At 68.6% G+C, this 25,140-nt stretch carries 23 protein-coding genes; 16 read left to right on the top strand and 7 right to left on the bottom strand.

The annotated features are described in order from the left end of the window. Nucleotides 1-52 precede the first annotated feature (52 nt). Together G6N34_RS14490 and G6N34_RS14485 are read left to right on the top strand one after the other, a co-directional pair. Nucleotides 53-865 (top strand): MerR family transcriptional regulator, encoded by an 813-nt coding sequence (locus G6N34_RS14490; protein ID WP_109788540.1) that lies wholly within the window; start codon nt 53-55, stop codon nt 863-865. Next, nucleotides 862-1,632, top strand: a complete 771-nt coding sequence (locus tag G6N34_RS14485; protein ID WP_085152720.1) for an SDR family oxidoreductase — start codon at nt 862-864, stop codon at nt 1,630-1,632. The genes G6N34_RS14490 and G6N34_RS14485 overlap by 4 nt, the downstream gene beginning before the upstream one ends. A 20-nt stretch (nt 1,633-1,652) precedes the next feature. Here G6N34_RS14485 and G6N34_RS14480 read toward each other — a convergent pair whose 3' ends face one another. The 3 genes from G6N34_RS14480 to G6N34_RS14470 all read right to left on the bottom strand — a co-directional run bounded on the left by G6N34_RS14480 (nt 1,653) and on the right by G6N34_RS14470 (nt 4,110). Then, complete coding sequence (locus G6N34_RS14480; RefSeq protein WP_085152676.1) at nt 1,653-2,318, bottom strand: fasciclin domain-containing protein; 666 nt, start codon at nt 2,316-2,318, stop codon at nt 1,653-1,655. Between the two features lie 95 nt (nt 2,319-2,413). Continuing rightward, a complete protein-coding gene (locus tag G6N34_RS14475; protein WP_085152675.1) occupies nt 2,414-3,037 on the bottom strand; it encodes a TetR/AcrR family transcriptional regulator in 624 nt (207 codons plus the stop codon). After that, nucleotides 3,034-4,110, bottom strand: a complete 1,077-nt coding sequence (locus tag G6N34_RS14470) for an oxygenase MpaB family protein (protein ID WP_085152674.1) — start codon at nt 4,108-4,110, stop codon at nt 3,034-3,036. Before G6N34_RS14470 ends, G6N34_RS14475 begins: the two co-directional genes overlap by 4 nt. A gap of 103 nt (nt 4,111-4,213) precedes the next feature. Here G6N34_RS14470 and dxr point away from each other — a divergent pair, with 103 nt between their 5' ends. The 6 genes from dxr (at nt 4,214) to G6N34_RS14440 (ending at nt 11,297) form a co-directional block, all read left to right on the top strand. Next, entirely contained in the window at nt 4,214-5,389 is a 1,176-nt protein-coding gene (gene dxr, locus G6N34_RS14465; protein WP_234812939.1) for a 1-deoxy-D-xylulose-5-phosphate reductoisomerase, read from the top strand. Next, nucleotides 5,386-6,612 carry a M50 family metallopeptidase gene (locus G6N34_RS14460; RefSeq protein ID WP_085152672.1) on the top strand — a complete coding sequence of 409 codons (1,227 nt, stop codon included), beginning with the start codon at nt 5,386-5,388 and terminating at the stop codon, nt 6,610-6,612. The genes dxr and G6N34_RS14460 overlap by 4 nt, the downstream gene beginning before the upstream one ends. 32 nt (nt 6,613-6,644) lie before the next feature. Then, nucleotides 6,645-7,811 (top strand): flavodoxin-dependent (E)-4-hydroxy-3-methylbut-2-enyl-diphosphate synthase, encoded by a 1,167-nt coding sequence (ispG, locus tag G6N34_RS14455; RefSeq protein WP_085152671.1) that lies wholly within the window; start codon nt 6,645-6,647, stop codon nt 7,809-7,811. A gap of 48 nt (nt 7,812-7,859) precedes the next feature. Continuing rightward, nucleotides 7,860-8,714, top strand: coding sequence for a GNAT family N-acetyltransferase (locus G6N34_RS14450; RefSeq protein ID WP_085152670.1), 855 nt, complete (start codon nt 7,860-7,862; stop codon nt 8,712-8,714). Between the two features lie 129 nt (nt 8,715-8,843). After that, on the top strand, nt 8,844-10,658 hold the full coding sequence (locus tag G6N34_RS14445) for a penicillin-binding transpeptidase domain-containing protein (protein ID WP_085152669.1): 1,815 nt from the start codon (nt 8,844-8,846) through the stop codon (nt 10,656-10,658). 54 nt (nt 10,659-10,712) lie between these two features. Next, nucleotides 10,713-11,297: a DUF1707 SHOCT-like domain-containing protein gene (locus tag G6N34_RS14440; protein ID WP_085152668.1), complete on the top strand. Its 585-nt coding sequence runs from the start codon at nt 10,713-10,715 to the stop codon at nt 11,295-11,297. 3 nt (nt 11,298-11,300) lie between these two features. On the opposite strand, the gene G6N34_RS14435 is transcribed toward G6N34_RS14440, so the two are convergent. Then, nucleotides 11,301-11,684, bottom strand: a complete 384-nt coding sequence (locus tag G6N34_RS14435) for a PaaI family thioesterase (protein WP_109788539.1) — start codon at nt 11,682-11,684, stop codon at nt 11,301-11,303. A 117-nt stretch (nt 11,685-11,801) separates the two neighbouring features. On the opposite strand from G6N34_RS14435, the gene map reads away from it, so the two are divergent. The 4 genes from map (at nt 11,802) to G6N34_RS14415 (ending at nt 15,445) form a co-directional block, all read left to right on the top strand. Beyond that, on the top strand, nt 11,802-12,659 hold the full coding sequence (gene map / locus G6N34_RS14430; protein WP_085152667.1) for a type I methionyl aminopeptidase: 858 nt from the start codon (nt 11,802-11,804) through the stop codon (nt 12,657-12,659). Further along, nucleotides 12,656-14,146: a cobyric acid synthase gene (locus G6N34_RS14425; protein ID WP_085152666.1), complete on the top strand. Its 1,491-nt coding sequence runs from the start codon at nt 12,656-12,658 to the stop codon at nt 14,144-14,146. Before map ends, G6N34_RS14425 begins: the two co-directional genes overlap by 4 nt. Before the next feature lie 10 nt (nt 14,147-14,156). Then, complete coding sequence (locus tag G6N34_RS14420; RefSeq protein WP_085152665.1) at nt 14,157-14,807, top strand: hypothetical protein; 651 nt, start codon at nt 14,157-14,159, stop codon at nt 14,805-14,807. Nucleotides 14,808-14,896: 89 nt separating this feature from the next. Then, nucleotides 14,897-15,445 (top strand): alpha/beta fold hydrolase, encoded by a 549-nt coding sequence (locus G6N34_RS14415; protein WP_276061034.1) that lies wholly within the window; start codon nt 14,897-14,899, stop codon nt 15,443-15,445. A gap of 1 nt (nt 15,446) precedes the next feature. Here the strand turns inward: G6N34_RS14415 and ngg are convergent, their stop codons facing one another. From ngg to G6N34_RS14400, 3 genes are all read right to left on the bottom strand, one after another. Next, the gene (ngg, locus tag G6N34_RS14410) at nt 15,447-17,222 is read right to left on the bottom strand and encodes an N-acetylglutaminylglutamine synthetase (RefSeq protein ID WP_085152663.1); all 1,776 of its coding nucleotides are present in this window, start codon (nt 17,220-17,222) and stop codon (nt 15,447-15,449) included. Then, complete coding sequence (locus G6N34_RS14405) at nt 17,219-19,033, bottom strand: N-acetylglutaminylglutamine amidotransferase (protein ID WP_085152718.1); 1,815 nt, start codon at nt 19,031-19,033, stop codon at nt 17,219-17,221. Before G6N34_RS14405 ends, ngg begins: the two co-directional genes overlap by 4 nt. Before the next feature lie 111 nt (nt 19,034-19,144). Beyond that, a complete protein-coding gene (locus G6N34_RS14400; RefSeq protein ID WP_085152662.1) occupies nt 19,145-20,674 on the bottom strand; it encodes an amino acid permease in 1,530 nt (509 codons plus the stop codon). A gap of 195 nt (nt 20,675-20,869) precedes the next feature. Here G6N34_RS14400 and G6N34_RS14395 point away from each other — a divergent pair, with 195 nt between their 5' ends. The 4 genes from G6N34_RS14395 to G6N34_RS14380 are packed head-to-tail and all read left to right on the top strand — an operon-like array spanning nt 20,870 to nt 25,138. Continuing rightward, complete coding sequence (locus G6N34_RS14395) at nt 20,870-22,234, top strand: glutamine synthetase family protein (protein WP_234812948.1); 1,365 nt, start codon at nt 20,870-20,872, stop codon at nt 22,232-22,234. Next, nucleotides 22,221-22,985 carry a gamma-glutamyl-gamma-aminobutyrate hydrolase family protein gene (locus tag G6N34_RS14390; RefSeq protein ID WP_109788538.1) on the top strand — a complete coding sequence of 255 codons (765 nt, stop codon included), beginning with the start codon at nt 22,221-22,223 and terminating at the stop codon, nt 22,983-22,985. The genes G6N34_RS14395 and G6N34_RS14390 overlap by 14 nt, the downstream gene beginning before the upstream one ends. Further along, complete coding sequence (locus G6N34_RS14385; protein WP_085152660.1) at nt 22,982-24,355, top strand: aldehyde dehydrogenase family protein; 1,374 nt, start codon at nt 22,982-22,984, stop codon at nt 24,353-24,355. Before G6N34_RS14390 ends, G6N34_RS14385 begins: the two co-directional genes overlap by 4 nt. After that, nucleotides 24,356-25,138 (top strand): 3-oxoacyl-ACP reductase, encoded by a 783-nt coding sequence (locus G6N34_RS14380; protein WP_179965757.1) that lies wholly within the window; start codon nt 24,356-24,358, stop codon nt 25,136-25,138. The last annotated feature ends 2 nt before the right edge of the window (nt 25,139-25,140 follow it).

Below are 25,140 nucleotides of genomic sequence, written 5' to 3'. Positions count from 1 at the left end.
GTCGTCGGCGAAACTTGACCCTCCCGTTGGGGGAGGCACCAGACTTCTCCTCGTGGCGACACTCCTGTCGATCGGGGACTTCTCCCGGATGACGCAACTCACGGTCAAGGCCCTGCGGCACTATCACGACGTCGGGCTCGTCGTGCCCGATCAGGTCGATCCGGCGACGGGTTACCGGTACTACCTGCCGGAGCAGGTGGCCACCGCGGCCGTGGTCCGGCGCCTGCGTGAACTCGATATGCCGATCCCGGACGTTCGGGCGGTGCTGGCCGCGACGCCCGAACAGCGCAACTCGCTGATCGCTGGGCATCTGGCCAGGCTCGAGACGCAGTTGGCTGCGACTGGGCGGGCTGTGGAGTCACTGCGGGCCATCCTGGAACGGCCGCCCGCGACGTCCCGGATTCAGCGGCGCACGGCGCCGGCGACGCCGGTGTGGCTGATCACCGCCACGGTGGACCGGGACCAACTGACGTCCTGGTGGGAGGCCGCAATGGAGGAACTGCGAGCGGCCGCCGGCGAGGTCGGGGCCCGCGGTGTGCCGGGAGCCCTGTTCGCTTTCGACATCTTCGAACGAGACCGCGGTGAGGTGACGGTGTTCCTCCCGGTGGGCGGCCTCGTCGGCGACCCGGCCGGCCGGATCCGAACCGCTGTGCTCCCCGCCGCCGACCTGGTGGTGCTGACTCACCATGGCCGCCATGACGACGCCGATCTCGCATACAGCGAGCTCGGCGCCTACGCGACGCGTCACGAGATCAGCGTGGCGGCGCCGCTGCGCGAGTACTACCGCCGGTTTTACTGGGACACAGAAGATCTGGCGGAGTGGGAGACGGAGTTGTGCTGGCCGGTGTTCAGGGCGGACGCATGAGTGCCACGACGGGACGGCGCGCCCTGGTCACGGGCGGCACCAGGGGTGCCGGTGCGGCGGTCGTGGCGGCGTTACGCCGCGACGGAGTGCATGTCACTGCGGTGGCCCGCTCGCGTCCTGAAATCGGTGTGATCGCAGACGATTTCGTGGCCGCGGATATCACCTCCGGCGCCGGTGTCGCCGCGGTGGCCGAGCATGTCGCGGCACACGGTCCGATGGACATCGTGGTCCACGTCGCGGGAGGCTCGGCCACGCCGGCGGGTGGACATGCGGTGATGACCGACGAGCACTGGGCGGCCGAGTTGAACCTCAACCTGCTTGCGGCCGTGCGGATGGATCGTGTTCTCATCCCGGCGATGCTGGAGGCGGGGTCTGGGGTGATCATCCACATCGGCTCCATCCAGAGCCGAATGCCGTTGTACGACGGCACCCTCGGTTACGCGGCGGCCAAGGCGGCGCTGCGCGTCTACAGCAAGGGTCTGTCAGTCGAGTTGGCGCCCAAGGGTGTTCGCGTCAACACTGTATCACCGGGTTTCATCCAGACCGACGCCGCCGACGCGCTGATCGAGCGGATATCCCGGGCGGCTGACATCGATCAAGTGGCGGCGCTGGAATCCGTGATGGCCGCGCTCGGAGGGATCCCGCTGGGCCGGCCGGCCCGGCCCAGCGAGATCGCCGATGTGGTGGCCTTTCTGGCGTCAGAGGCGGCCTCGTCGGTGGTGGGTGCCGACATCGTCGTCGACGGCGGCACCGTGCGCACCGTGTGAGGCCTCGAGGACGCCCGTGCTCAGGCCGCCGGCGGCATCAGCACGGTGTCGATCATGTACACCGTGGCGTTCGCGGTCTTCACACCGCCACACACCAATCCGGCGTCGTTGACCTTCAGGCCATCGCCGGCGCCCGTGACGGTGACGGGGGCGCCCTGCACGGTGACGTGCTCGCCGGCCACCTTGTCCGGGCCCGCCTGACCGGGCACCACGTGGTAGGTCAGGATCGACGTCAGCAACTTGGAGTCCGTCTTGAGCGTGTCGATGGTCGCCGGGTCGAGTTTGGCGAAGGCGTCGTCGGTCGGCGCGAACACTGTGAACTCGCCGTTGTCGAGCGTTTCGACCAGGTTGACGTCGGGGTTCAACTGGCCCGACAGTGCCTGCGTGAGCGTCTTGAGCATGGGGTTGTTGGATGCCGCGACGGTCACCGGATCCTTCGACATGCCGTCCACCGATCCGGGGCCCGACGGCACCTGCTCGGCGTAGGCCGCGCACCCCGAGCCGATGAGCCCACTCGAGGATCCCGAGGTGGGGGTGGTCTTCATCGGCGTGACCGACACCGAGGTCGCCTCCGCCATTGAGGTGGTGGCGTCGGCATCGGAGTTTGAGGTGTCGCTGGAACAGGCCGACAACCCCAGGGCTGCAACGGCGGCGATGCCGAACGTGATCGACTTGAACGTTTTCATGGGGCGGACTCCTTTGTCAGATGTGCACTACACCCGGCATTCGGGGCCGCCGCCGTCCCGGAGTGGTCACGGTGACAGGCGTCACAGTTACGTCATCAAGTCCTGGCCCGCAGCGCGCGATACGCCGCGCGTCCGACGATGTCGGCGAGTTCGTCGGGCGCCCAGGTGGATTCCGGGGCGAGCATGGTCCTGACTGACGTCTCACAGATCCCGAGGAACACCTCGGTCAGCACGGGCAGCACGCGTTCGAGGTCGGCGATCTGCCACCGCTCGAACAGTGGGCGCATGACGGCCGCGGTGTGCTCGGTCAACTGCCTGCGGCCTCCCGAAATCGCTTCGGCCAGAGTCGGATCCGGGTCCTCGGTAAAAATGATGCGCCATGAGGCGGGACGTTCTCGGACGTCGCCGAGCAGGGACCGGAAGCCCTCGACGAACATGTCCTCGACCGATCCGGTCTTCAGCGGCGGCAGGATCGCGGTGAGCCGGCTCAGCGCCACCTCGGTCTCGCGTTCGAGCAGCGCGGCCAGGAGGTCGCCACGGGTTCGGTAGCAGTCGTAGACCACAGGTCGGCTCACCCCCATCCGGGCTGCGATGTTGGCGAAGGTGATCTGGGCCAGGCCCTCATCGGCGGCGATGTCCAGCGCCGTGTCCAGAACCTGCGGGCGGCGCCGCTGCGGGCCGAGGTGCTCGGCCCGCACACCTGCTCGGCGCAGGTTCACGTGGCGCCGACCCGGCCCAGGATCGGCTGGGATTCGATCAGGCCCTCGTCGCTGGGCGGCAGGTGCTGGCCGAATACCCGGTTGTGCTGGCGGGTGCGCAGGGCGAGGTGCGCGTCGCGGGGGCGGTCCAGGCCCAACGCCTTCTGCGTCTCGTACGGGGTGGTGGTCACGGGGTCGATCGCCGGAACCGACCGCAGCACCGGTGCGGCCACCTCGATGGTGGTCGGGGACAGCAGCCTCAGCAGCATCAACTGCAGGCGGGTGTTGGTGGCGACCGTCGCGAACGACACGCGCAGGGGCAGCGCCACGGCGGCGTCGAGCACGCGCGAGGTCGGTAGGCCCGACATCTCGCGCATCCACACCGGCATGGTGGCCAGTGTCCCGCGGCGCAGGAACGCACTGACGACCCGGGTGGCCGGGCGCAGCACGCGCGGCATCTCGGGCAGCATGACGTCGGCCCGCAGCAGGTGGTTCATGGCCTGCCGGGCGATGTCGGAGCCGATCAACTGCGGTCGCATGCTCTCGAAGTAGGCCAGCACGCCCTCGCGGGTGCGCGGCACGTCGGCGGGATCGCAGGTCTGCAGTTCGGCGGCCCGTGCGCACTCGGCCCAGTACTGGTTCTCCTCGGCCTCCGAGAGTCGGCCCGGCCCGTACTGCTCGTAGGCCTTGAGGATCGAGTGCCAAGCCGTCAGGTGGATCCACAGCTGGGAGTGCGGATCGTTGGCGTCGTAACGACCACCGGTCACGGGGTCGGTCCCCACCGCCTTGGAGTGGATCTTGACCAGAACGTCGGCGGCCTTGGCGGTCGACGCGCTGTCGCCGAAGGCGACCATGGCGAAGTAACGCAGCGTGCGGTCGTAGCGGGTGCGGGGGCGGCGGTAGATGTCGTGGGTCTTGTCGACCGCCGCGACCAGAGCGGGGTCCAGTTCCTCGATGACGACGGCGCGTTGGAAGCCGATCGTCAGCGACGTCGGGAAGCTCCACACCTTCCAGGTCACCGAATCGGGCCCGAAGAAGCCGTAGTCCTGTGCCGGCTCGATCACCGGCGGCATCAGCCATTCGCGGATGTTCATGAACCGATATTCCTACAGGGTGTCGGAAATTCCAACACGTGGTAGGAAATTTGTTGGCTTTCTCAATGCGGGAGGTATGCGCTGCAGGCGGCACAATGGTTGGGTGGCAGATGAGCGTCGCAAGGTCCTGATCCTCGGCAGTACCGGGTCGATCGGCACCCAGGCCCTGGAGGTGATCGCCGCCAATCCGGACCGATTCGAGATCGTCGGGCTGGCCGCGGGTGGTGGAAATCCGGACGTCCTGGCTGCTCAGCGGGCCGCGACCGGCGTGACGAACATCGCCGTCGCCGACGAGCGCGCCGCGGCGGCCCTCGGGGACGTGCCCTTTGTGGGCCCGGAGGCCGCGACCCGCATCGTGGAGGAGACCGCCGAGAAGACCGGGGTGGATGTCGTCCTCAACGCGTTGGTCGGCGCGCTGGGACTCACACCGACGCTGGCTGCTCTCGAGTGCGGCGCGACGCTCGCGCTGGCCAACAAGGAGTCCCTGGTGGCGGGCGGCCCCCTGGTGCTCGCCGCGGCAGCGCCGGGGCAGATCGTGCCCGTCGACTCGGAGCACTCGGCCCTGGCGCAGTGCCTGCGTTCGGGATCCGCCGACGAAGTGGCCAAGCTCGTGCTGACGGCCTCTGGCGGACCGTTCCGCGGCTGGGCCGCGGACGACCTCGAGAGCGTCACACCCGAACAGGCCGGGGCGCACCCGACCTGGTCGATGGGGCCGATGAACACCCTGAACTCGGCGTCGCTGGTCAACAAGGGACTCGAACTCATCGAGACGCACCTGCTGTTCGGCGTCGACTACGACCGCATCGATGTCGTGGTGCACCCGCAGTCGATCGTGCACTCGATGGTGACGTTCACCGACGGGTCGACCATCGCCCAGGCCAGTCCGCCCGATATGAAGCTGCCGATCTCGCTGGCGCTGGGCTGGCCCGACCGGGTCGCAGGCGCCGCGTTCGCATGCGACTTCTCGACGGCGTCGCGGTGGGATTTCGAACCGCTGGACAACGAGGTGTTTCCCGCGGTCGACCTGGCGCGGCACGCTGGGCGGACCGGCGGCTGCATGACCGCGGTGTACAACGCGGCCAACGAGGAGGCCGCGGAAGCGTTCCTCGCCGGCCGCATCTCATTCCCGGCCATCGTGCGAACTGTGGGTGACGTACTGCACGCCGCAGAACAGTGGGCGGCCGCACCAGCTACCGTTGAGGACGTACTTGACGCGCAGCGCTGGGCCCGGGAGCGAGCACAGAACGCGTTCGCACAGGAGGTTTCGTCGGCCCGATGATGTACGTACTGGGCGTTGCGCTGTTCGCGCTGGCCATTCTGTTCTCGGTCGCACTGCATGAGTGCGGCCACATGTGGGTGGCGCGCGCCACCGGCATGAAGGTGCGGCGTTACTTCGTCGGCTTCGGCCCGACGCTGTGGTCCACCCGCAGGCCCAACCGCCTCGGGGAGACCGAGTACGGCATCAAGGCCATTCCGCTGGGCGGCTTCTGCGACATCGCCGGTATGACCGCGGTCGAGGAGCTTTCGCCCGAGGACCGCCCGTACGCGATGTACAGGCAGAAGGTGTGGAAGCGCGTCGCGGTGCTGTTCGCCGGTCCCGGCATGAACTTCGTGCTCGGACTGGTGATCCTCTACGGTGTCGCGGTCATCTGGGGCCTGCCGAACCTCAGCCAGACCGCCACCGCGGTTGTGGGCCAGACCACCTGCGTGGCACCGCAACTCACGAAGGACGACACCGACCTCACCGACTGCACCGGGCCCGGACCCGCGGCGTTGGCGGGAATCCAACCCGGCGACGCGATCGTCAAGGTCGGGGACAAAGACGTCGCGAGCTTCGCGGAGATGGCCGAGGTGATCCGCGGCCTCGCCGGCCCCGTCCCCATCGTCCTCGAGCGCGACGGAACACGGATCGAGACCGTCGTCGACGTCACCCAGACGCAGCGCTTCACCAGCGCCGAGGCCACCGCGCCGAGCACGGTCGGCGCCATCGGTGTCAGCAGCGCCGACACCGGTCCGGCCTTCACGGAGTACAACCCGCTCACGGCGGTGCCGGGCACCTTCGTCTTCACCGGCGAGTTGAGCGTGCACCTCGGCAAGGCCCTGCTCAACATCCCGACGAAGGTCGGAGCGCTGGTCGAGGCGATCGGCGGCGGTGAGCGCGACCAGGACACCCCGATCAGCGTCGTGGGTGCGTCTCGGATCGGCGGCGAAACCGTCGAGCACGGAATCTGGGTGGCGTTCTGGTTCTTCCTGGCCCAGCTGAACTTCGTGCTCGGCGTGGTCAACCTGATCCCGCTGCTGCCGTTCGACGGCGGACACATCGCGATCGCGGTGTACGAGAAGATCCGCAACCTGTTCCGCAGGGCCCGCGGGCTCGTTCCCGCAGGTCCGGTGAATTATCTCAAGCTGATGCCTGCCACCTACGTAGTCTTGGTGGTCGTGACCGGCTACATGCTGTTGACCGTCACCGCCGACGTCGTCAACCCGATCACCCTGTTCTAGAGCACCGAAGAGCACAGAAGAAGGAAGCAAGAATGTCCATCGGACTGGGGATGCCGGCGCCGCCCGCGCCCACTCTGGCGCCCCGCCGCAAGACCCGTCAGCTTATGGTCCGCGACGTTGGGGTCGGCAGCGACCATCCCATCGCGGTGCAGTCGATGTGCACCACCAAGACCCACGACATCAACGCGACGCTGCAGCAGATCGCGCAGCTGACCGCGTCGGGCTGCGACATCGTCCGGGTGGCGTGCCCGCGCCAGGAGGACGCCGACGCGCTGCCGGCGATCGCCAAGAAGTCGCAGATCCCGGTGATCGCCGACATCCACTTCCAGCCCAAGTACATCTTCGCCGCGATCGACGCGGGTTGCGCCGCGGTGCGCGTGAACCCGGGCAACATCAAGGAGTTCGACGGCCGGGTCAAGGAGGTCGCCAAGGCCGCCGGTGACGCGGGCATCCCGATCCGCATCGGCGTCAACGCGGGGTCGCTCGATCCCCGGCTGCTCAAGAAGTACGGCAAGGCCACCCCGGAGGCGCTGGTCGAGTCGGCGCTGTGGGAGGCCTCGCTGTTCGAGGAGCACGGCTTCGGCGACATCAAGATCAGCGTCAAGCACAACGACCCGGTGATCATGGTCGCCGCCTACGAGCAGCTTGCGGCGCAGTGCGACTACCCGCTGCACCTCGGCGTCACCGAGGCCGGCCCGGCCTTCCAGGGCACGATCAAGTCCGCGGTCGCGTTCGGCGCGCTGCTGTCGCGCGGCATCGGCGACACGATCCGGGTGTCGCTGTCGGCGCCGCCGGTCGAAGAGGTCAAGGTCGGCACGCAGATCCTGGAGTCGCTGAATCTGCGTCCGCGTGGCCTGGAGATCGTGTCGTGCCCGTCGTGCGGACGCGCGCAGGTCGACGTCTACACGCTGGCCAACGAGGTCACCGCAGGCCTGGAGGGTATGGACGTCCCGCTGCGTGTCGCGGTGATGGGCTGCGTCGTCAACGGACCCGGTGAGGCGCGCGAGGCCGATCTCGGTGTGGCGTCGGGCAACGGCAAGGGCCAGATCTTCGTCAAGGGCGAGGTGATCAAGACCGTGCCCGAGGCCCAGATCGTGGAGACTCTCATCGAGGAGGCACTGCGACTCGCCGAGGAGATGGGCTCGGCGCGCGCTGACGAGGCAAGTCCCAGCGGACCGCCGGTCGTGACCGTAAGCTGACGCCAGGTGCGGCCTGCAAGGATGGCCGCAGTCGTAGAGAGAGTGCCCATGTCGGCTCCACCGCTCTTTCGCCTGGTCGATGAACGACGGGTGTCGGTGGTGCGTGACGCCGCTGCGGTGCGCCGCGTGCTCGACGCTGATCCGGTGGCCGCGTGCATGGTCGACGCGCGGGTGGCCGATTACGGCATCGATCCCACCGCGATCGGCGGTGAGCTGTGGACCCGCCGGAACGCGGAGGAGTCCCTGTGCTTCGCCGGGGCGAACATCATTCCGCTTCGCGGGACTCCCGACGATCTCAACGCGTTCGCCGACAAGGCCATGAGTTCGGCACGGCGCTGTTCCTCGCTCGTCGGTCCCGCCGAATTGGTGCTGCCCATGTGGCAGCGCCTCGACGCCGCGTGGGGCCCGGCCCGCGACGTGCGTGGGCAGCAACCGCTTCTGGCGCTGTCGGGGCCGCCGGTCATCCCGGCGGACCCCACTGTCCGCAAGGTGCGTATCGACGAGTTGGACGCGTACCTCGTGGCCGCGATCGACATGTTCATCGGCGAGGTCGGCATCGACCCGCGTCTCGGCGACGGCGGCCGGGCCTATCGGCGCCGCGTCGCGAGCCTGATCGCCGCGGGCCGCGCCTGGGCCCGGTTCGAACACGGTGAGGTGATATTCAAGGCCGAGGTCGGCTCGCAGTCCCCACGGGTGGGCCAGATCCAGGGGGTCTGGGTGCATCCCGAGCGCCGCGGACAAGGACTCGGTGCGGCCGGTACGGCAGCGCTGGCCGGTGCGGTGGTCGAGGGTGGTCGCATCGCGAGCCTGTACGTCAACGGTTTCAACACCGCGGCCCGCGCGGCCTATGAGCGCGTCGGCTTCACGCAGGTCGGCACGTTCGCCACAGTGCTGCTCGACTGATCCTCGGCGAATTGCACGCCGCGGTCGTGTTTTTGGCCCTGTGACGACCTTTCGTTCATCTCGATTCGACGCCCAGACCTGCGCGTCGTTCCCCGATTCCCCCCGCGCGGAGTCTTAACATCAGCCTCAATGGTCACAATTAGATCAAGAGCAACACGCGTAGCAGCACTGCTGGCGGCTGCTGTTCTCACCGCGGCGCTGCCTGCGTGCACGCCGCGCCCCGACGGCCCGGCCCCGGTGGCCGAGCAGTTCTTCGCCAAATTGGCCAAGGGGGACACCAGTGGCGCCGCCGACCTGGCGGACCGCCCCGAGGAGGCGCGCACCGCGCTGAACGCGGCATGGTCGGGCCTGCAGGCCCATCACCTCGACGCCCAGCTTCTCGGCTCGCGCTTCACCGAGGACACCGGCGCGGTCAACTTCCGCTACACCTGGCATCTGCCCAAGGACCGGACCTGGACGTATGACGGCGTGCTGAACATGGTGCGCAACGAGGGCGGCTGGCAGGTCCGTTGGACCGCAACGGGTCTGCACCCGAGGCTGGGGGAGAACCAGACGCTGGAACTGCGCGCTGACCCGCCGCGGCGGGCATCGGTGAACGAACTCGGCGGCACCGATGTCCTGGTGCCCGGCAACCTCTACAAGTATTCGATCGACGCGCGCGAGGCCGGCCCGGCCCTGATGGCCACGGCGCGTTCGGTCGTCGACGCGCTGCACCCGTTCGACGACACGCTCGACCCGCAGCGGTTGGCCGAACAGGCCAGCGCGACAGCCACTCCGATGGAACTCGTGACGCTGCGCAAGGACGACAACGACCGGGTGGCCCCGGCCATCGCGCACCTGCCCGGCGTCATCGTGAGCCCACTGGCCGATCTGCTGCCCACCGACCCGACCTTCGCCCCGGCCATCATCAGCGAGGTCAAGAAGTCGGTGATGGGCGACCTCGACGGCGCGGCCGGATGGCGCGTGGTCAGCGTCAACCAGAACGGCGTCGACGTCGACGTGCTCAACGAGGTCGAACCGGACCCCGCAGCGTCGGTGTCGATCACGCTGGACCGCGCTGTGCAGAACGCCGCCCAGAACGCCGTCAACGCCCAGGGCCGCAAAGCCATGCTCGTCGTGATCAAACCGTCGACGGGCGACATCCTGGCGGTCGCCCAGAACGCCGCGGCCGACGTCGACGGGCCCACCGCCACGATGGGCCTGTACCCGCCCGGGTCGACATTCAAGATCGTCACCGCGGGTGCGGCGATCGACCGCGACATGGCCACCCCGAACACACTGCTGGGCTGCCCCGGCACGATCGACATCGGGCACCGGACCATCCCCAACTACGACCGCTTCGACCTCGGCACCGTCCCGTTGTCCAAGGCGTTCGCCAACTCCTGCAACACGACGTTCGCCGAACTCGCGAGCCGCATGCCACCGCGCGCGCTGAACCAGGCCGCGGCACAGTTCGGAATCGGCCCCGACTACATGATCGACGGCATCGCGACGGTGTCCGGTTCGGTCCCGCCGACCGTCGACCTTGCCGAGCGCACCGAGGACGGATTCGGCCAGGGCAAGGTGCTGGCCAGTCCATTCGGCATGGCGCTGGCCGCTGCGACGGTGGCCTCGGGCCGCGCACCCGTGCCGCAGCTGATCGTCGGACGGCACACCGAGATCACGGGCGAACGCCCCGAGGCCAATCCCGAGATGCTCGAGGGCCTGCGATCCATGATGCGGATGGTGGTCACCAACGGCACGGCCAAAGACCTCGCCGGCTACGGCGATGTGCGCGGCAAGACCGGTGAGGCCGAGTTCGCGGGTGGCTCGCATGCCTGGTTCGCGGGCTATCGCGGCGATATGGCCTTCGCGTCGCTCATCGTCGGGGGCGGCAGTTCGGAGTACGCGGTCCGCATGACCAAGGTGATGTTCGACAGCCTGCCCGACGGCTACCTGGCCTGACGTCGTCCGCATCACAGGGTGTGAGCGGTTTCGGCGAGTAAGTTGGAAACCGCCATGACCGGAATCGACGAATCGTCCATCGCGCTGCGGATCTCGGATGCCGACCGCAACGGCACGCTGCGTCGGCTGCACAACGCCGTCGCGCTCGGCCTGATCGACATCGACGAGTTCGAGGAGCGGTCCGCTCAGGTGTCGGTGGCGCGGATGCGTGCCGAACTCGACGTCCTGGTCGACGACCTTCCCGGCCCCGGCGCCATCGTCTCCTCGGCCACCGATCGCGTCGAACTGCGCGGTGTGATGGGCTCGCTCAAGCGGCAGGGCGCCTGGACCGTGCCGACGCGGCTCGCCCTCGTGCGGCGCATGGGTTCGGTCGACCTCGACCTGACCCGGGCGCGCTTCGCAGGCCCGATCGTCGTCATCGAACTCGACCTGAAGTTCGGCTCCCTGGACCTGCGCCTGCCCGACGGTGCGAGCGCGTCCATCGACGACGTCGAGGTGGTCGTGGGCAGCGCGCATGACCACCGCGCTGACGCCCCGGGCGAGGGCCGACCCCATGTGGTGCTGTCCGGCAAGGTGGTGTGCGGGTCAGTGGACGTCCGCGGGCCCCGCAGGGCGTGGCGCGGACTGCGCCGCGGCTGACCCTCAGCGCTTGTCGAGCACCGCGAAGCTGAGTGTCGCGCGCGCGGCCAGCCGATCCCGCGCGACGTCGTACAGGTCGACCGCGGTGACGATCAGCCTTTTTCCTGCCCGCACGATCGTCGCCTCGGCGCGTGCCGGGCCCTCGACCACGGGTGCCACGTAGTGGATGGTCAGGTCGGCGGTCGTGACGTCCTGGTCGGCGCCGACGTTTCGCCCCGCCAGGATGCCACCGGCGATGTCGATCAGCGTGGCCACCAAACCGCCCTGCAACGCACCGCGCACGTTGGTCAGGTCCGGTCGGTTGTCCATCTCCATCACGACGCGCTCGTCGGTCTCCTCGACCATGCGGTAGCCGAGCAGGTGGAGGATGTGCACGGTCTCCGTCACGCGGACACGGTATCACCCCGTTCTCCTCAGAAGAGAGCCTGATTCTCGCCCTGCCCCCGCGAGCGGTCGCTCGCGCAGAGTGGGAGGGGGCTCGCGGGATTGGCTACCCTTACAGACATGCCTGTTCGTGCCGCGCTCCGCGCCGGTGACGTGTCTCCCACGCTGCCGGTGCCCAAGTCGATTCCCCGCCCCGAGTACGCGTGGCAGGCAGAGGTCCAGGAGGGCAGCGAACCCTGGGTCCAGACGCCCGAGGTGATCGAGAAGATGCGCATCGCCGGGCGGATCGCCGCCGGTGCGCTCGCCGAGGCCGGTAAGGCCGTCGCGCCGGGGGTCACCACCGATCACCTCGACCGGGTCGCGCACGAGTACATGCTCGACCACGGTGCCTACCCGTCGACGCTGGGCTACAAGGGGTTCCCCAAGTCCTGCTGCACGTCGCTGAACGAGATCATCTGCCACGGGATCCCGGACTCGACGGTGATCGAGGACGGTGACATCGTCAACATCGACGTCACGGCCTACAAGGACGGTGTGCACGGCGACACCAATGCCACGTTCCTGGCCGGGGACGTCTCCGAGGAGCACCGCCTGCTGGTCGAGCGCACTCACGAGGCGACGATGCGTGCCATCAAGGCCGTCAAACCGGGCCGGCAGCTGTCGGTCGTCGGCCGGGTCATCGAGGCGTACGCGAACCGGTTCGGCTACAACGTGGTTCGCGATTTCACCGGGCACGGCATCGGCACCACGTTCCACAACGGTCTGGTGGTGCTGCACTATGACCAGCCCGCCGTCGAGACCGTCATCGAGCCTGGGATGACCTTCACGATCGAACCGATGATCAACCTCGGCTCGCTGGACTACGAGATCTGGGACGACGGCTGGACCGTGGCCACGACCGACCGGAAGTGGACGGCGCAGTTCGAGCACACCCTGGTGGTCACCGAGGACGGTGCCGAGATTCTCACCCAGTTGTGACCGGCGGGGCCCTGCTGATCGCGGGCACCACATCCGACGCCGGGAAGTCCATGGTGGTCGCGGGCCTGTGCAGGCTGCTGGCCCGCCGCGGTGTTCGGGTCGCGCCGTTCAAGGCGCAGAACATGTCCAACAACTCGGCCGTCACCGTCGAGGGCGGCGAGATCGGCCGGGCCCAGGCCATGCAGGCCCGCGCGGCGGGACTTGCTCCCAGCATCCGGTTCAATCCCGTGCTGCTCAAACCCGGAAGTGACCGCAGTTCGCAGCTTGTGGTGCGGGGCGCGGTCGCGGGCACCGTTCGGGCCGCGGACTACTTCACCCACCGGGAACGCCTGGCGGCGGTCGTCGTCGACGAATTGAACTCACTGCGAACCGAATTCGACGCGGTGATCTGCGAAGGGGCGGGTTCGCCGGCCGAGATCAACCTGCGCCGCACCGACCTGGCCAACATGGGCCTGGCGCGCGCCGCCGACCTGCCGGTCGTAGTGGTCGGCGACATCGACCGCGGGGGACTGCTGGCGCACCTGTTCGGCACCGTCGCGGTCCTGGAGCCAGAGGATCAGGCGCTGATCGCGGGCTTTGTGGTGAACAAGTTCCGCGGTGACCCCACCCTGCTGGAACCGGGCCTGCGCCAACTCGAAGAGCTTTCGGGCAGGCCGACCTACGGCGTCATCCCCTTCGCCGACGACCTGTGGCTGGACGCCGAGGACTCAGTGTCGGTGGTGTCGCACCGCCTGGTGGGCATCCCGCGACCGCCGCTCGGACGGGACTGGCTGCGGGTGGCCGCGGTGCGACTGCCGAGGATCTCCAACAGCACCGACGTCGAGGCGCTGGCATGTGAGCCGGGGGTGGCGGTGCGCTGGGTGTCCGACGCGGCCGACGTCGTGGACTCCGACGCCGTGATCGTCCCGGGCAGCAAGGCCACCGTGGCCGACCTGGCCTGGCTGCGCGAGCGCGGCATCGACGCCGCGATCGCCGAGCACGCCAAGGCGGGCCGGGCGGTGCTGGGTATCTGCGGGGGCTATCAGATGCTGTGCCGGACCATCGACGACGGCGTCGAATCTGGGGCGGGTCGGGTTCCCGGCTTGGGGCTGCTGGACCTCGACATCGAGTTTATGGACGTCAAAACGCTCCTGCTGCACGAGGATCCGCTCACCGGCTACGAGATTCACCACGGTCAGGTGGTGCGCAACGACGAGGCCGACTGGTTGGGGGTGGGCCACCGCCGTGGCGCGGTGGCGGGCACGCATTGGCACGGGTTGCTCGACAACAACGACATCCGGCGGACATGGCTGCGGGAGGCGGCCGCGGCCGCGGGGCGGGACGGGTTCGTCGTAGCGCCCGACACCGACGTGCCCGGCCGACGCGACGCGCAACTCGACGTCATGGCCGACCTGCTGGCTGAGCACTGCGACGTCGACGCGGTGCTGGGACTTCTGGGCGCCGGTGCCCCGCCGCGTCCGATCGTGGACACTCACCTCCGCCGGTAGCCTTGGCCGCATGAAGGCGTGGGCCGCGGTGGCACTGGCTGTGGTGCTGACGGCGTGCGGAGCCACGCTGGAAGGCGTCCCGACCTGGCCCGGCGCGAAACTGGACCGCGCCGTGCTGACCGCGGCGGACTTCCCACCAGGTGTGCTCTATGACCGTGTGGTCCAGCAGGCGGGTGAACCGGATGGGGTCGGCGGTCCGCCCCCGATGCTCTCGGAGCCCCCCGGCTGCACGGACGGCCTGACCAAGGTGATCGCGGCGTCGGCCGAGCGCGGGCCCGGCAGCGCCGCCAAGTACAGCGCGATCTACGACGGCGCGCGGATTGTGATGACGGTGTTGTCATGGCACCTGGACCTGGCGCAGTTGGAGGACACCGCATCGCGGTGCGCGACGTTCGAGGCCTTCTTCGACCGGTCCTCCCCGGGCATCCCGATGACCACAACCCGGCTGCCGTCCTCCGAGGGGCAGCTTATGTACCAGCAGACCATGTCCCTGGGGGGCGAGGAGAGCAGCATCTACATGGTGTTCGCCAACGTGGACTCGATGGCGTTGTTCGGCTTGGCCTCACCCACGCCCAACCCGAAGATTCCGGTGAAAGCGGCACTGCCACAAACATTTTTCGATGTCGTCAGCCTGCAGACGGATCGCATCCGCACGCTCTGAGGGCGGATGGTCGGTGCGCTGCCAACCCGCAGGAAACGGCTGCGGGCGCTGATGAGTGCCTGTAGCGTGACCGAGTGCCCCCGACCACGATGACCGTTGATGGGTTCCCCATCCCGGTCGACGTCTCGGGTCCGGAGAATGCCCCCGCCGTCGTGCTGCTGGGCGCTGCCCGGCAGGCCACCGCGGCGTACGAGGGGGTCTGCCAGCGACTGCACACCGCGTCGTTGCGCACCGTGGTGATCGGTCCCGACCCCAGGCTCAAGCCGGATTCGGTGATCGGCATCCTCGACTGGCTCAATGTGCCGTGGGCCGTGCTCGTCGGTGACCGGTCGGGCGCCGACCTCGCGTGGCCGTTGGCCGCGCGCCGCCTCGATCGGTTCACCGCGCTGGTGGTCGTCGACCGCGGGCATCCGAGCGCACCCGACGCCGACGGCCAGGTGCACGACGAGACCTGCCCGCCGGTCGAGATGAACACCACGGCCCTGGTGAGCACGCCCGCCGCGCGCGCGGCGGCGCAGGCCAGTCAGCGGTATGTCTTCGGTGACTTCCGGGTCGTCGACATGCTGGGGCGGCGCAATCCGGCCGAGTCGACGGCGCAACTGGCCGGGGAGATCGTGCTCCGCACCAGCACCTGGTAGCTCAGGTCCCTGACGGCACGGTGCCCGCGGTCCAGGCCTGCGGAAGGCCCGGTTGTCCCGGGAACAGGAAGTCGACGAACGCCACCGCCGTGGGCTGCGGTTCGTGGTTGGCCAAGCCGGGTCGCTCGTTGGCCTCGACGAAGGCGTACTCCTCACCCGCGACGTCGGGGACCAGCAGGTCGATGCCGGTCACCGGGATGCCGATCGCCTCGGCCGCCGTGACGGCAACGCGGCACAGTGCGGGGTGGACCTGCTCGGTGACGTCGTGGATGGTCCCGCCCTGATGCAGGTTGGCCGTGCGGCGCACGCGCAGGTGGGTGCCCTCGGGCAGCACGTCGTCGAACGACCATCCGGCTTCGGTGACCGTCTCCGCCGTGACATCGTCCATCGGGATACGCGATTCTCCGCCCGTGGCCGCGGCGCGCCTGCGACTCTGCGCTTCGATCAGTTCGGCGATCGTGTGGGTGCCGGTGCCAGTGATCTCGGCGGGCATCCGCAGTGCGGCGGCCACGACCTTGCCGTCGATCACCACCAACCGCAGGTCGTCGCCGGGGGCGCGCTGTTCGATCAGGACCTCGGGATGCTGCTCGCGGGCGCGGGCCAGCGCGGCGTCGAGGGAGCCGTGGTCGGTGACGCCGACCGTGATGCCCTTGCCCTGTTCGCCGCGGGTGGGCTTCACCACGACGTCGCCGACCTCGTCGAGGAACTTGTGGTCGTCGGCGTCGAACGTCGCGAGACGACCGCGCGGGACCACGACCCCGGCCTCGTTGACGATTCGCCGGGTCAGGCGCTTGTCGTCACATCGGCTCATCGCGACCGCGGAGGTGAACTCGGACAGCGACTCCCGCGTGATGACACTGCGCCCGCCGTGCGACAACCGCATCTCACCGGTCTCGGCGTCGAGCACCTCGACGCGGATGCCGCGGCGCAGGGCCTCATCGGCGATGATGCGCGCATACGGGTTGAGGTCGTCCACGGTCTCCGGCGCGGGCGAGAACAGCGGTTCGTTGATGGCGTTCTTGCGCTTGACCGCGAGCACCGGCACCCGCGCGAATCCGAGCTTCTCGTAGAGCGCGATTGCCGCCGAATTGTCGTGGGCCACAGACAGGTCCATGTAAGCACGGCCACGGTCGCGGAAGATGGCGGCGAGGGCCTCGGTGAGCGCTGCGCCCACGCCGGGCAGGCCCGCCGAAGGGTCGACGGCCAACGTCCACAGGCTTGAGCCGTCCTCAGGGTCGGAGAACAGGCGGCGATGGTCGACGCCCGTCACGGTGCCGATCACGACATCGTCCTCGTCCCGGACCGCCACGAGGTACTCGACGGCCTCGGCGTTGTTGTGGTTGTCCCAGATGACGTCGGTGGGCGCGGGGACCATGCCGCACCGCACGTATACGCGGTTCATCTCGTCGGCGTCGGAGGAACTCTGCAGGTGCCGGACCGTGAAGCCGGCGGGCGCGCGGGGTGTGGGGTGCGGCGCGCCGAAGCGCAGGCGATACGTGTGGCTGGGGTCGATGAACAGTTCCTGCGGGGCCCGCGAGATCAGCACGTGCGACTCGCGGGCGTAGATGCAGATGTCGCGTCGTCCGCGCTCCTCGTGCGCGAGTGCCGACGCCAGTACGGCCGGGTCGGCAAAAGTCTGGCCGAAAATCAGTCGGCCCCAACCCAGCTCAAGCACGACATCGTTGGCCATCGCCTCGACGAGGTGCGCGGGCGTGGCGTCGTGCAGGCCGAGCGTGATGGGTTCGCGCCCCTGATCGGTGTCTGGTGGGGCGCTCATGCCGCGGGTCCGGTGATGCCGTGCCGTTGCAGCCACAGTTCCAGCAGCGCGATCTGCCACAGTTCGTTGCCGCGCAAGGGAGTGAGCCGGCCGTTGGGGTCGGTGAGCAGTCGGTCGACGGCCTCCGGCGCGAACAGTCCGCGTTCCTTGGCCGCGGGCGCGTACAGCGCGTCGCGCACCATGTCGAGGTAGGGGCCCTCGAGATGGGTCAGGGCCGGGACTGGGAAGTACCCCTTGGGCCGGTCGATCACCTCGGCCGGAACCACCTGCCGCGCTGCCTGTTTCAACACGCCCTTGCCGTCGTGGGCGATCTTGAGCTCGGGTGGGCAGGTGGCGGCCAGTTCGACGAGTTCGTGGTCGAGGAACGGCACGCGGCCCTCCAGACCCCACGCCATGGTCATGTTGTCGACGCGCTTGACCGGGTCGTCGACCAGCATCACGGTGGTGTCGAGGCGCAGGGCGCGGTCCACGCCGGTGGCGGCGCCCTCGTGCGCGAAATGCTCGGTGACGAACCGGCCACTGGGGTCGTCGGCCGCGACGATGTCACCCGGTGCGCCGGCCACCAGTGCGTTGATGGCGTCCTGGTCGCGGTCGAAGAACGCGCCACGGTAGCTCGACACCGCGCGTGGAAGTGCCGCGGTGGCGGGTTCGGCCATCGGGGGATACCAGTGGTAACCCGCGAACACCTCGTCGGCGCCCTGCCCGGACTGCACCACCTTGACGTGCTTGGACACCTCCTGAGACAACAGGTAGAACGCAACGCAGTCATGGCTGACCATCGGTTCGCTCATGGCCCCGATCGCACCGTCGAGTGCGGGCAGCATCCGCGTGGTGTCGATCCTGATCTGGTGGTGGTGGGTGCCGAAACGCTCGGCGATGATGTCGGAGTACTTGAACTCGTCGCCCGCGACACCGTTGACCGCCTCGAAACCGATCGAAAATGTCTGCAGGCCATGCTGTCCGGCCTCGGCGAGCAGTCCCACGATGAGGCTGGAGTCCACCCCGCCGGACAGCAGGCAGCCCACCGGCACGTCGGCCACCAGGCGGCGCTCGACGGCGCGGCGCAGCGTGTCCAGGACCGCGTCCTCCCAGTCCTTCTCGGTCCAGTCGGCGCGGTCCGCATCGCGGCTGAAGTCCGGCGCCCAGTAGGTGATGGTGCGACGGGTGCCGTCGGGTTCGATCGCCAGCAGCGTCGCGGGCGGCACCTTCTTGACGCCCCGAAGGATGGTCAGTGGTGGCGGCACCACGGAGTGAAAGCTCAGGTAGTGGTGCAGGGCGACGGGGTCGATGCGGGTGTCGACGCCGCCGCCGGCCAGCAGGGCCGGCAATGACGACGCGAACCGGACGCGATGCGCGTCCTCGGTCACGTACAGAGGTTTGATGCCCAGGCGGTCGCGGCCGAGCAGCACACGACCGCTGTCCCGCTGGACGATCGCGAACGCGAACATGCCGTACATCCGGTCGACGAAGCGGTCACCCCAGTGGTGGTAAGCCTTGAGCAGGACCTCGGTGTCGCTGTGGGAGAAGAATCGGTAGCCGACGGAGATGAGCTCGTCGCGCAACTGCTGATAGTTGTAGATGCAGCCGTTCCAGGCGATCGCCAGACCCAGGTCGGCGTCGACCATGGGCTGACCGCCGGCCTCGGTCAGGTCGATGATCTTGAGCCTGCGATGTCCGAGCGCGACTCGCCCCTGCGACCACACACCCGCGCCGTCCGGGCCGCGAGGCGCCATCGTCTCGGCCATGGCGGCGACCGCCGCGACATCGGGTGTTCTGCCGTCGAGTCTGACCTCGCCGGTCGCTCCGCACATCGATTCCGACCCCATGTTGTCTGCGTATTCGTTTGGCCGAGGTGGTGTACCCAGACTGGCGGTGACCAAACTTGTGCGGCGAAGACGCAGTTCACGCGGCGGAGCATCGGATCAGTCGGTGTGGCCCTTGAGGATCTCGTCCTCGATGGTGCCGCCGAGGCCCTCCTTCTCGGGGTCGTAGCCGTGCAGGCCGCCGGTCACCGCGTACTCCTCCTCGGGGGAGAGCACCAGTCGGTGCCTTCCGTAGAGGCCGAACACCAGGAGGCCCACCACATAGAAGATGACGATCGCGATGACTGCGGGCCGGTAGTCGGGGTTGATCAGGACGCCGACGAACGTCACAGCGGCGATCACGAACGCGACCCAGGCGCCGGCGTTGCCGGTGGGGCTGACCCACGGCCGGCGGGCGTTCGGGAACCTGCGCCGGAGCAGCACGAACGACACCATTTGCAGCATGTAGGCCAGCACCGCACCCCACACCGCGATGTTGAGCACGACCGCGCCCGCGCCTTCGCTGGCGTTGACGATGAGCAGCGCGACGAACCCGATGACGGCGCCGACGATCAGCGCGACGTACGGCGTCTGCCTCGACCCGGTCAGCGACAGGGACTTGGGGTAGTAGCCGGCCCGACTCAGCGAGTACAGGTTGCGGCCGTAGGCGTACATGATGCCCTGCAGGCTGGCCAACAGGCCGATCAGTGCGAATGCCGACAGCACCGCGGCCCACCCGGTCGGTAGGAAGGCGCGGAAACCGTCCAGCAGCGGTTCGTCGGAGGAGCCCAGCGCCTCGGATCCCGTGACGGCCGGGTTGAGGAAGAACACGATCGCACCGCAGCCGACCAGCGAGACCAGGCCCCACAGGCCCGCCCTGGGGATGTCGCGGGCCGGGTCGTGGGCCTCCTCGGCCGCCAGTGGAAGTTCTTCGATGCCGAGGAAGAACCACATCGCGAACGGCAGCGCGTACAGCACGGCGAGCCAGCCGAACGGCAGGAATGTGCTGGACCCGGCCGCATCCGGATCGGGTGCGATGTCGAGCAGCTTGCTGAAGTCCACCGCGCCGTTGACCAGCGCGAGCACCCCGAACAGCACCAGGATGCCGATCGAGATGATGGCCACCACGAGGGCGAACTTGAACGAGATCGCCGCACCCCACGAGTTCAGTCCGACGAAGAGCGCGTACAGGATGATCCACCACAGCCACATCGGCAGCGACAGCTCGAACAGGTCGGTGGTGACCGCGTTGGCGTAACTGGCCGAGAAGAACACCACGACCGCGGTGGTGAACACGTATTCGATGGTCTCGGCGAAACCGGTGACGAAACCGCCCCATGGCCCCATCGCGGCGCGTGCGAACGAGTACGCGCCACCGGTGTGGGGCATGGCCGCCGACATCTCGCCGATCGAGAACAGCATGCCGAAGTACATGATCACGATCAGGATCGAGGCGATGCCCAGGCCGCCCCACCCGGCCGCGCCGATCCCGAAGTTCCAACCGGAGAAGTCGCCGGAGATGACTGCCGCGATGCCGATGCCCCAGAGGCCCCAGAATCCGGCCGTGCGCTTGAGTTGGCGCTTCTCGAAGTACCCCTCGCCGGCCTGCCGGTAGGTCACCCCCGACCTCGTGAGCTTGTCCTCTGGCATGCGTCGCTCCTTCTCGTCGAGGCACCGGGCCACCCGACTGAGCGCCCCCCGCTGGGAAGTGAGAATAAGTGGCACAAAGGTCTGTTGTCCTACCTTTGGGGCGACTGGTATGCAAACCTTGGCTGCGACACCAGCAGTGCCGGCGGTCCAATGGTCGACTCGCCGCCACGTCGCCAAGGAGGTCCTGTGACCCGTGTGACCAACCGAGGCCTGCTCGCGCGAACCGAACTCGAACAATTGGTCGCGGCAGGCGAGATCGACACCGTGATCGTGGCCTTCGCCGACATGCAGGGCCGGTTGACGGGCAAACGGGTGTCGGCGCGCCTGTTCGTCGAGGAGGTCGCCGCCCACGGAGCCGAGTGCTGCAACTACCTGCTGGCGGTCGACGTCGAGATGAACACCGTCGACGGGTACGCGATCTCGAGTTGGCAGACCGGATACGGCGACATGGTGATGACGCCCGACTTCTCCACGCTGCGCCTGCTGCCGTGGCTGCCCGGAAGCGCGTTGGTGGTGGCCGATCTTTCCTGGCTCGACGGCACGCCCGTCGCACAGGCCCCGCGCAGCATCCTGGCCGGTCAACTGGCTCGCCTGGCCGAGCGTGGGCTGAGCGCCCACGTCGGCACCGAGCTGGAGTTCATGGTGTTCGACGACACCTATCGCGAGGCGTGGCAGGCCGGCTACCGCGGCCTCACCCCGGCCTCGGACTACAACGTCGACTACGCGATCCTGGCGTCGACGCGGATGGAACCGCTGCTGCGCGACATCCGACTCGGCATGGAGGGTGCCGGGATGTACTGCGAGGGCGTCAAGGGGGAGTGCAACCTCGGACAGCAGGAGATCGCGTTCCGCTACGCCGAGGCCATGGTCACGTGTGACAACCACACGATCTACAAGAACGGCGCCAAGGAGATCGCCGATCAGCACGGCAAGGCGCTGACGTTCATGGCGAAATACGATGAGCGCGAAGGCAACAGCTGCCACATCCACATCTCGTTCCGCGGTGACGACTCCTCGGCCGTGTTCGCCGACCCCGACGACCCGCTGGGCATGTCGGCGATGTTCCGCAGCTTCGTCGCCGGACAGTTGGCCACGCTGCGCGAGCTGACGCTGTGCTACGCGCCGAACATCAACTCCTACAAGCGGTTCGTGGACGGCAGCTTCGCCCCGACCGCGGTGGCCTGGGGGATGGACAACCGCACGTGCGCACTTCGCGTGGTCGGCCACGGCGAGGGCATGCGGATGGAGTGCCGTGCGCCCGGCGGTGACGTGAACCCGTACCTGGCCACCGCGGCGCTGATCGCAGGCGGACTGCACGGGATCGACGCGGGTCTCGAGCTTGAGGACCCGTGCGCGGGCAACGCCTACGTCTCGGACGTGCCGCACCTGCCCACCACTCTGGCCGAATCCGCGGAACTGTTCGCCGCGTCCGAGGTGGCCCGCACGGCGTTCGGCGACGATGTCGTCGAGCACTACCTCAACAACGCCCGCGTCGAGGTGGATGCGTTCAACTCCGCGGTGACCGACTGGGAGAGGGTGCGCGGATTTGAGCGGTTCTGAGCCCCTGCGCCCGGTGCTGGGCCTGACCACCTATCTGCAGCAGGCGCAGACCGGAGTGTGGGATGTGCGCGCGAGCTTCCTGCCCGCGATCTACCTCGAGGGCATCACGTCGGCCGGTGGTGTCGCGACGCTGCTGCCGCCGCAACCGGTCGACGACGCGATCGTCGCGCGTGTGCTCGACGGCCTCGACGGCCTGGTGCTGACCGGCGGGCGCGACGTCGATCCGGCCAGTTACGGGCAGGTGCGGCACGCCAGATCCGATGAGCCCGCGCGGGATCGCGACGCATGGGAGTTCGCGCTGCTGCGTGGGGCACTCGCACGTCGCCTGCCTGTCCTCGGGATCTGCCGCGGCGCCCAGGTGCTCAACGTGGCGCTCGGCGGCACGTTGCACCAGCACCTGCCCGACGTCGTCGGCCACGACCGGCATCAGGTCGGCAACGCGATGTTCACCACGTCGTCGGTGCGCACGGTGGCGGGCACCCGAACCGCGGCACTGGTGGGTGAGTCCACCGACGCGCAGTGCTACCACCATCAGGCGATCGCCGAGGTCGGCCGCGGCCTCGTGGTCAGTGCGCATGATGTCGACGGGGTCATCGAGGCGGTCGAGTTGGATCCCGGCGCCCACCCGGACATGTTCTGCGTCGCGGTGCAGTGGCACCCAGAAGAGCGTCTGGACGATCTGCGGTTGTTCGCCGGCGCGGTCGAGGCGGCGCGCGCGTATGCGGGTGCGAGAAGGAGAGAGGCCGGATGAGTTCTGCGACAACGACAGTGATCAACCCGGCGACCGAGGAGGTGCTGCGCACCGTCGAACGTCTCGATGTGGCCGCGGTCGACGACGCCGTCGCGCGGGCCCGGGACGCGCAGCGCAGATGGGCGCGGCGCGCACCCGCCGAACGGGCCGCCGCACTGCGGGACTTCGCCGCCGCCGTGGACGCCCACGTGGGCGAACTCGCGGCACTCGAGGTGGCCAATTCCGGGCATCCGATCGGTGCGGCCGAATGGGAGGCCGGGCACGTCCGCGACGTGCTGCAGTACTACTCGGCCAGTCCGGAACGGTTGTCGGGCAGGCAGATCCCGGTGGCCGGTGGCCTGAATGTGACGTTCCATGAACCGCTGGGTGTGGTCGGCGTCATCACGCCGTGGAACTTCCCGATGCCCATCGCGGCGTGGGGTTTCGCCCCGGCCCTGGCGGCGGGCAACGCAGTGCTGGTCAAACCCGCGGAGTGGACGCCGTTGACCACGTTGCGGATCGCCGAACTGGCGGCCGAATCGGGTCTGGACCCCGACCTGTTCCAGGTGCTTTCGGGTCAGGGATCGGTGGTCGGTGAACGCTTCGTGACCCACCCGGACATCCGCAAGGTGGTGTTCACCGGGTCCACCGAGGTGGGCACCCAGGTCATGGCCGGCGCGGCCCGACAGGTCAAACGCGTCACGCTCGAACTCGGCGGCAAGAGCGCCAACATCGTGTTCGACGACTGCGACCTGGAACGTGCCGCCGCCACCGCGCCGTACGGGGTGTTCGACAATGCGGGTCAGGACTGCTGCGCACGCAGCCGGATCCTGGTGCAGCGCAGCGTCTATGACCGCTTCATGGAACTGCTCGAACCCGCGGTCGCCGGCGTTGTCGTCGGAGATCCCGCCCAGCGGGAGACCGAGATGGGCCCGCTGGTGTCCAAGGCGCACCTGGCGTCGGTGGCCGCCTATGTCCCCGACGACGCACCCGTGGCGTTCCGCGGGTCGGCCCCCTCGGGTGCGGGGTTCTGGTTCCCGCCCACGGTGCTGACCCCCGACCGCTCGGCCCGCACCGTCACCGAGGAGATCTTCGGGCCCGTCGTGGTGGTGCTGCCGTTCGACGACGAGGCCGACGCGATCGCCCTGGCCAACGACACCGAATACGGCCTGTCGGGGTCGATCTGGACCGACAACCTCTCGCGCGCCCTGCGGGTCTCCCGGGCCGTGGAGGCCGGCAACCTCAGTGTCAACTCGCATTCGTCGGTGCGGTACTCGACACCGTTCGGCGGCTTCAAACGGTCCGGGCTGGGGCGTGAACTCGGCCCCGACGCACCCGAACACTTCACCGAGACCAAGAATGTCTTCTTCGCGATTACGGAGAGTGAATAGATGACCAGGGTGGATCTGACTCAGCGACTGGCCGGGAAGGTGGCCGTGGTCACCGGCGGTGCCAGCGGCATCGGCCTCGCGTCGGCGCGGCGAATGCAGGACGAGGGTGCCACGATCGTGATCGGCGACATCGACCCGCAGGCCGGCGGTGCGGTGGCCGAGGACCTCGGCGCGCTCTTCGTCCCCGTGGACGTCGCCGACGAGGCCGCGGTCAACGATCTCTTCGACACCGCGGTGAAAACCTGCGGTTCGGTCGACATCGCGTTCAACAACGCCGGAATCAGCCCGCCCGAGGACGACCTGATCGAGGTGACCGGCCTCGACGCGTGGGACCGCGTGCAGAACGTCAACCTCAAGTCGGTGTTCCTGTGCTGCAGGGCCGCACTGCGACACATGGTGCCGCAGCAGCGCGGGTCGATCATCAACACCGCATCCTTCGTGGCGGTGATGGGCTCGGCGACCTCGCAGATCTCCTATACGGCCTCCAAGGGTGGGGTGCTCGCGATGTCCCGCGAACTCGGTGTGCAGTACGCGCGTCAGGGCATTCGGGTCAACGCGCTGTGCCCGGGACCGGTCAACACCCCGCTGCTGCAGGAGTTGTTCGCCAAGGACCCCGAGCGCGCGGCGCGCCGCCTCGTGCACGTTCCGGTGGGCAGGTTCGCCGAACCCGAGGAACTCGCGGCCGCCGTCGCATTCCTGGCCAGCGATGACGCGTCGTTCATCACGGCGTCGAGCTTCCTGGTCGACGGCGGCATCAGCGGCCACTACGTCACGCCGCTGTAGGT

The organism is Mycolicibacterium confluentis, from assembly GCF_010729895.1.
GTDB lineage: Bacteria > Actinomycetota > Actinomycetes > Mycobacteriales > Mycobacteriaceae > Mycobacterium > Mycobacterium confluentis.
The sequence above is the reverse complement of the archived record's forward strand: the minus strand, read 5'-3'. Positions and strand labels throughout refer to the sequence as shown.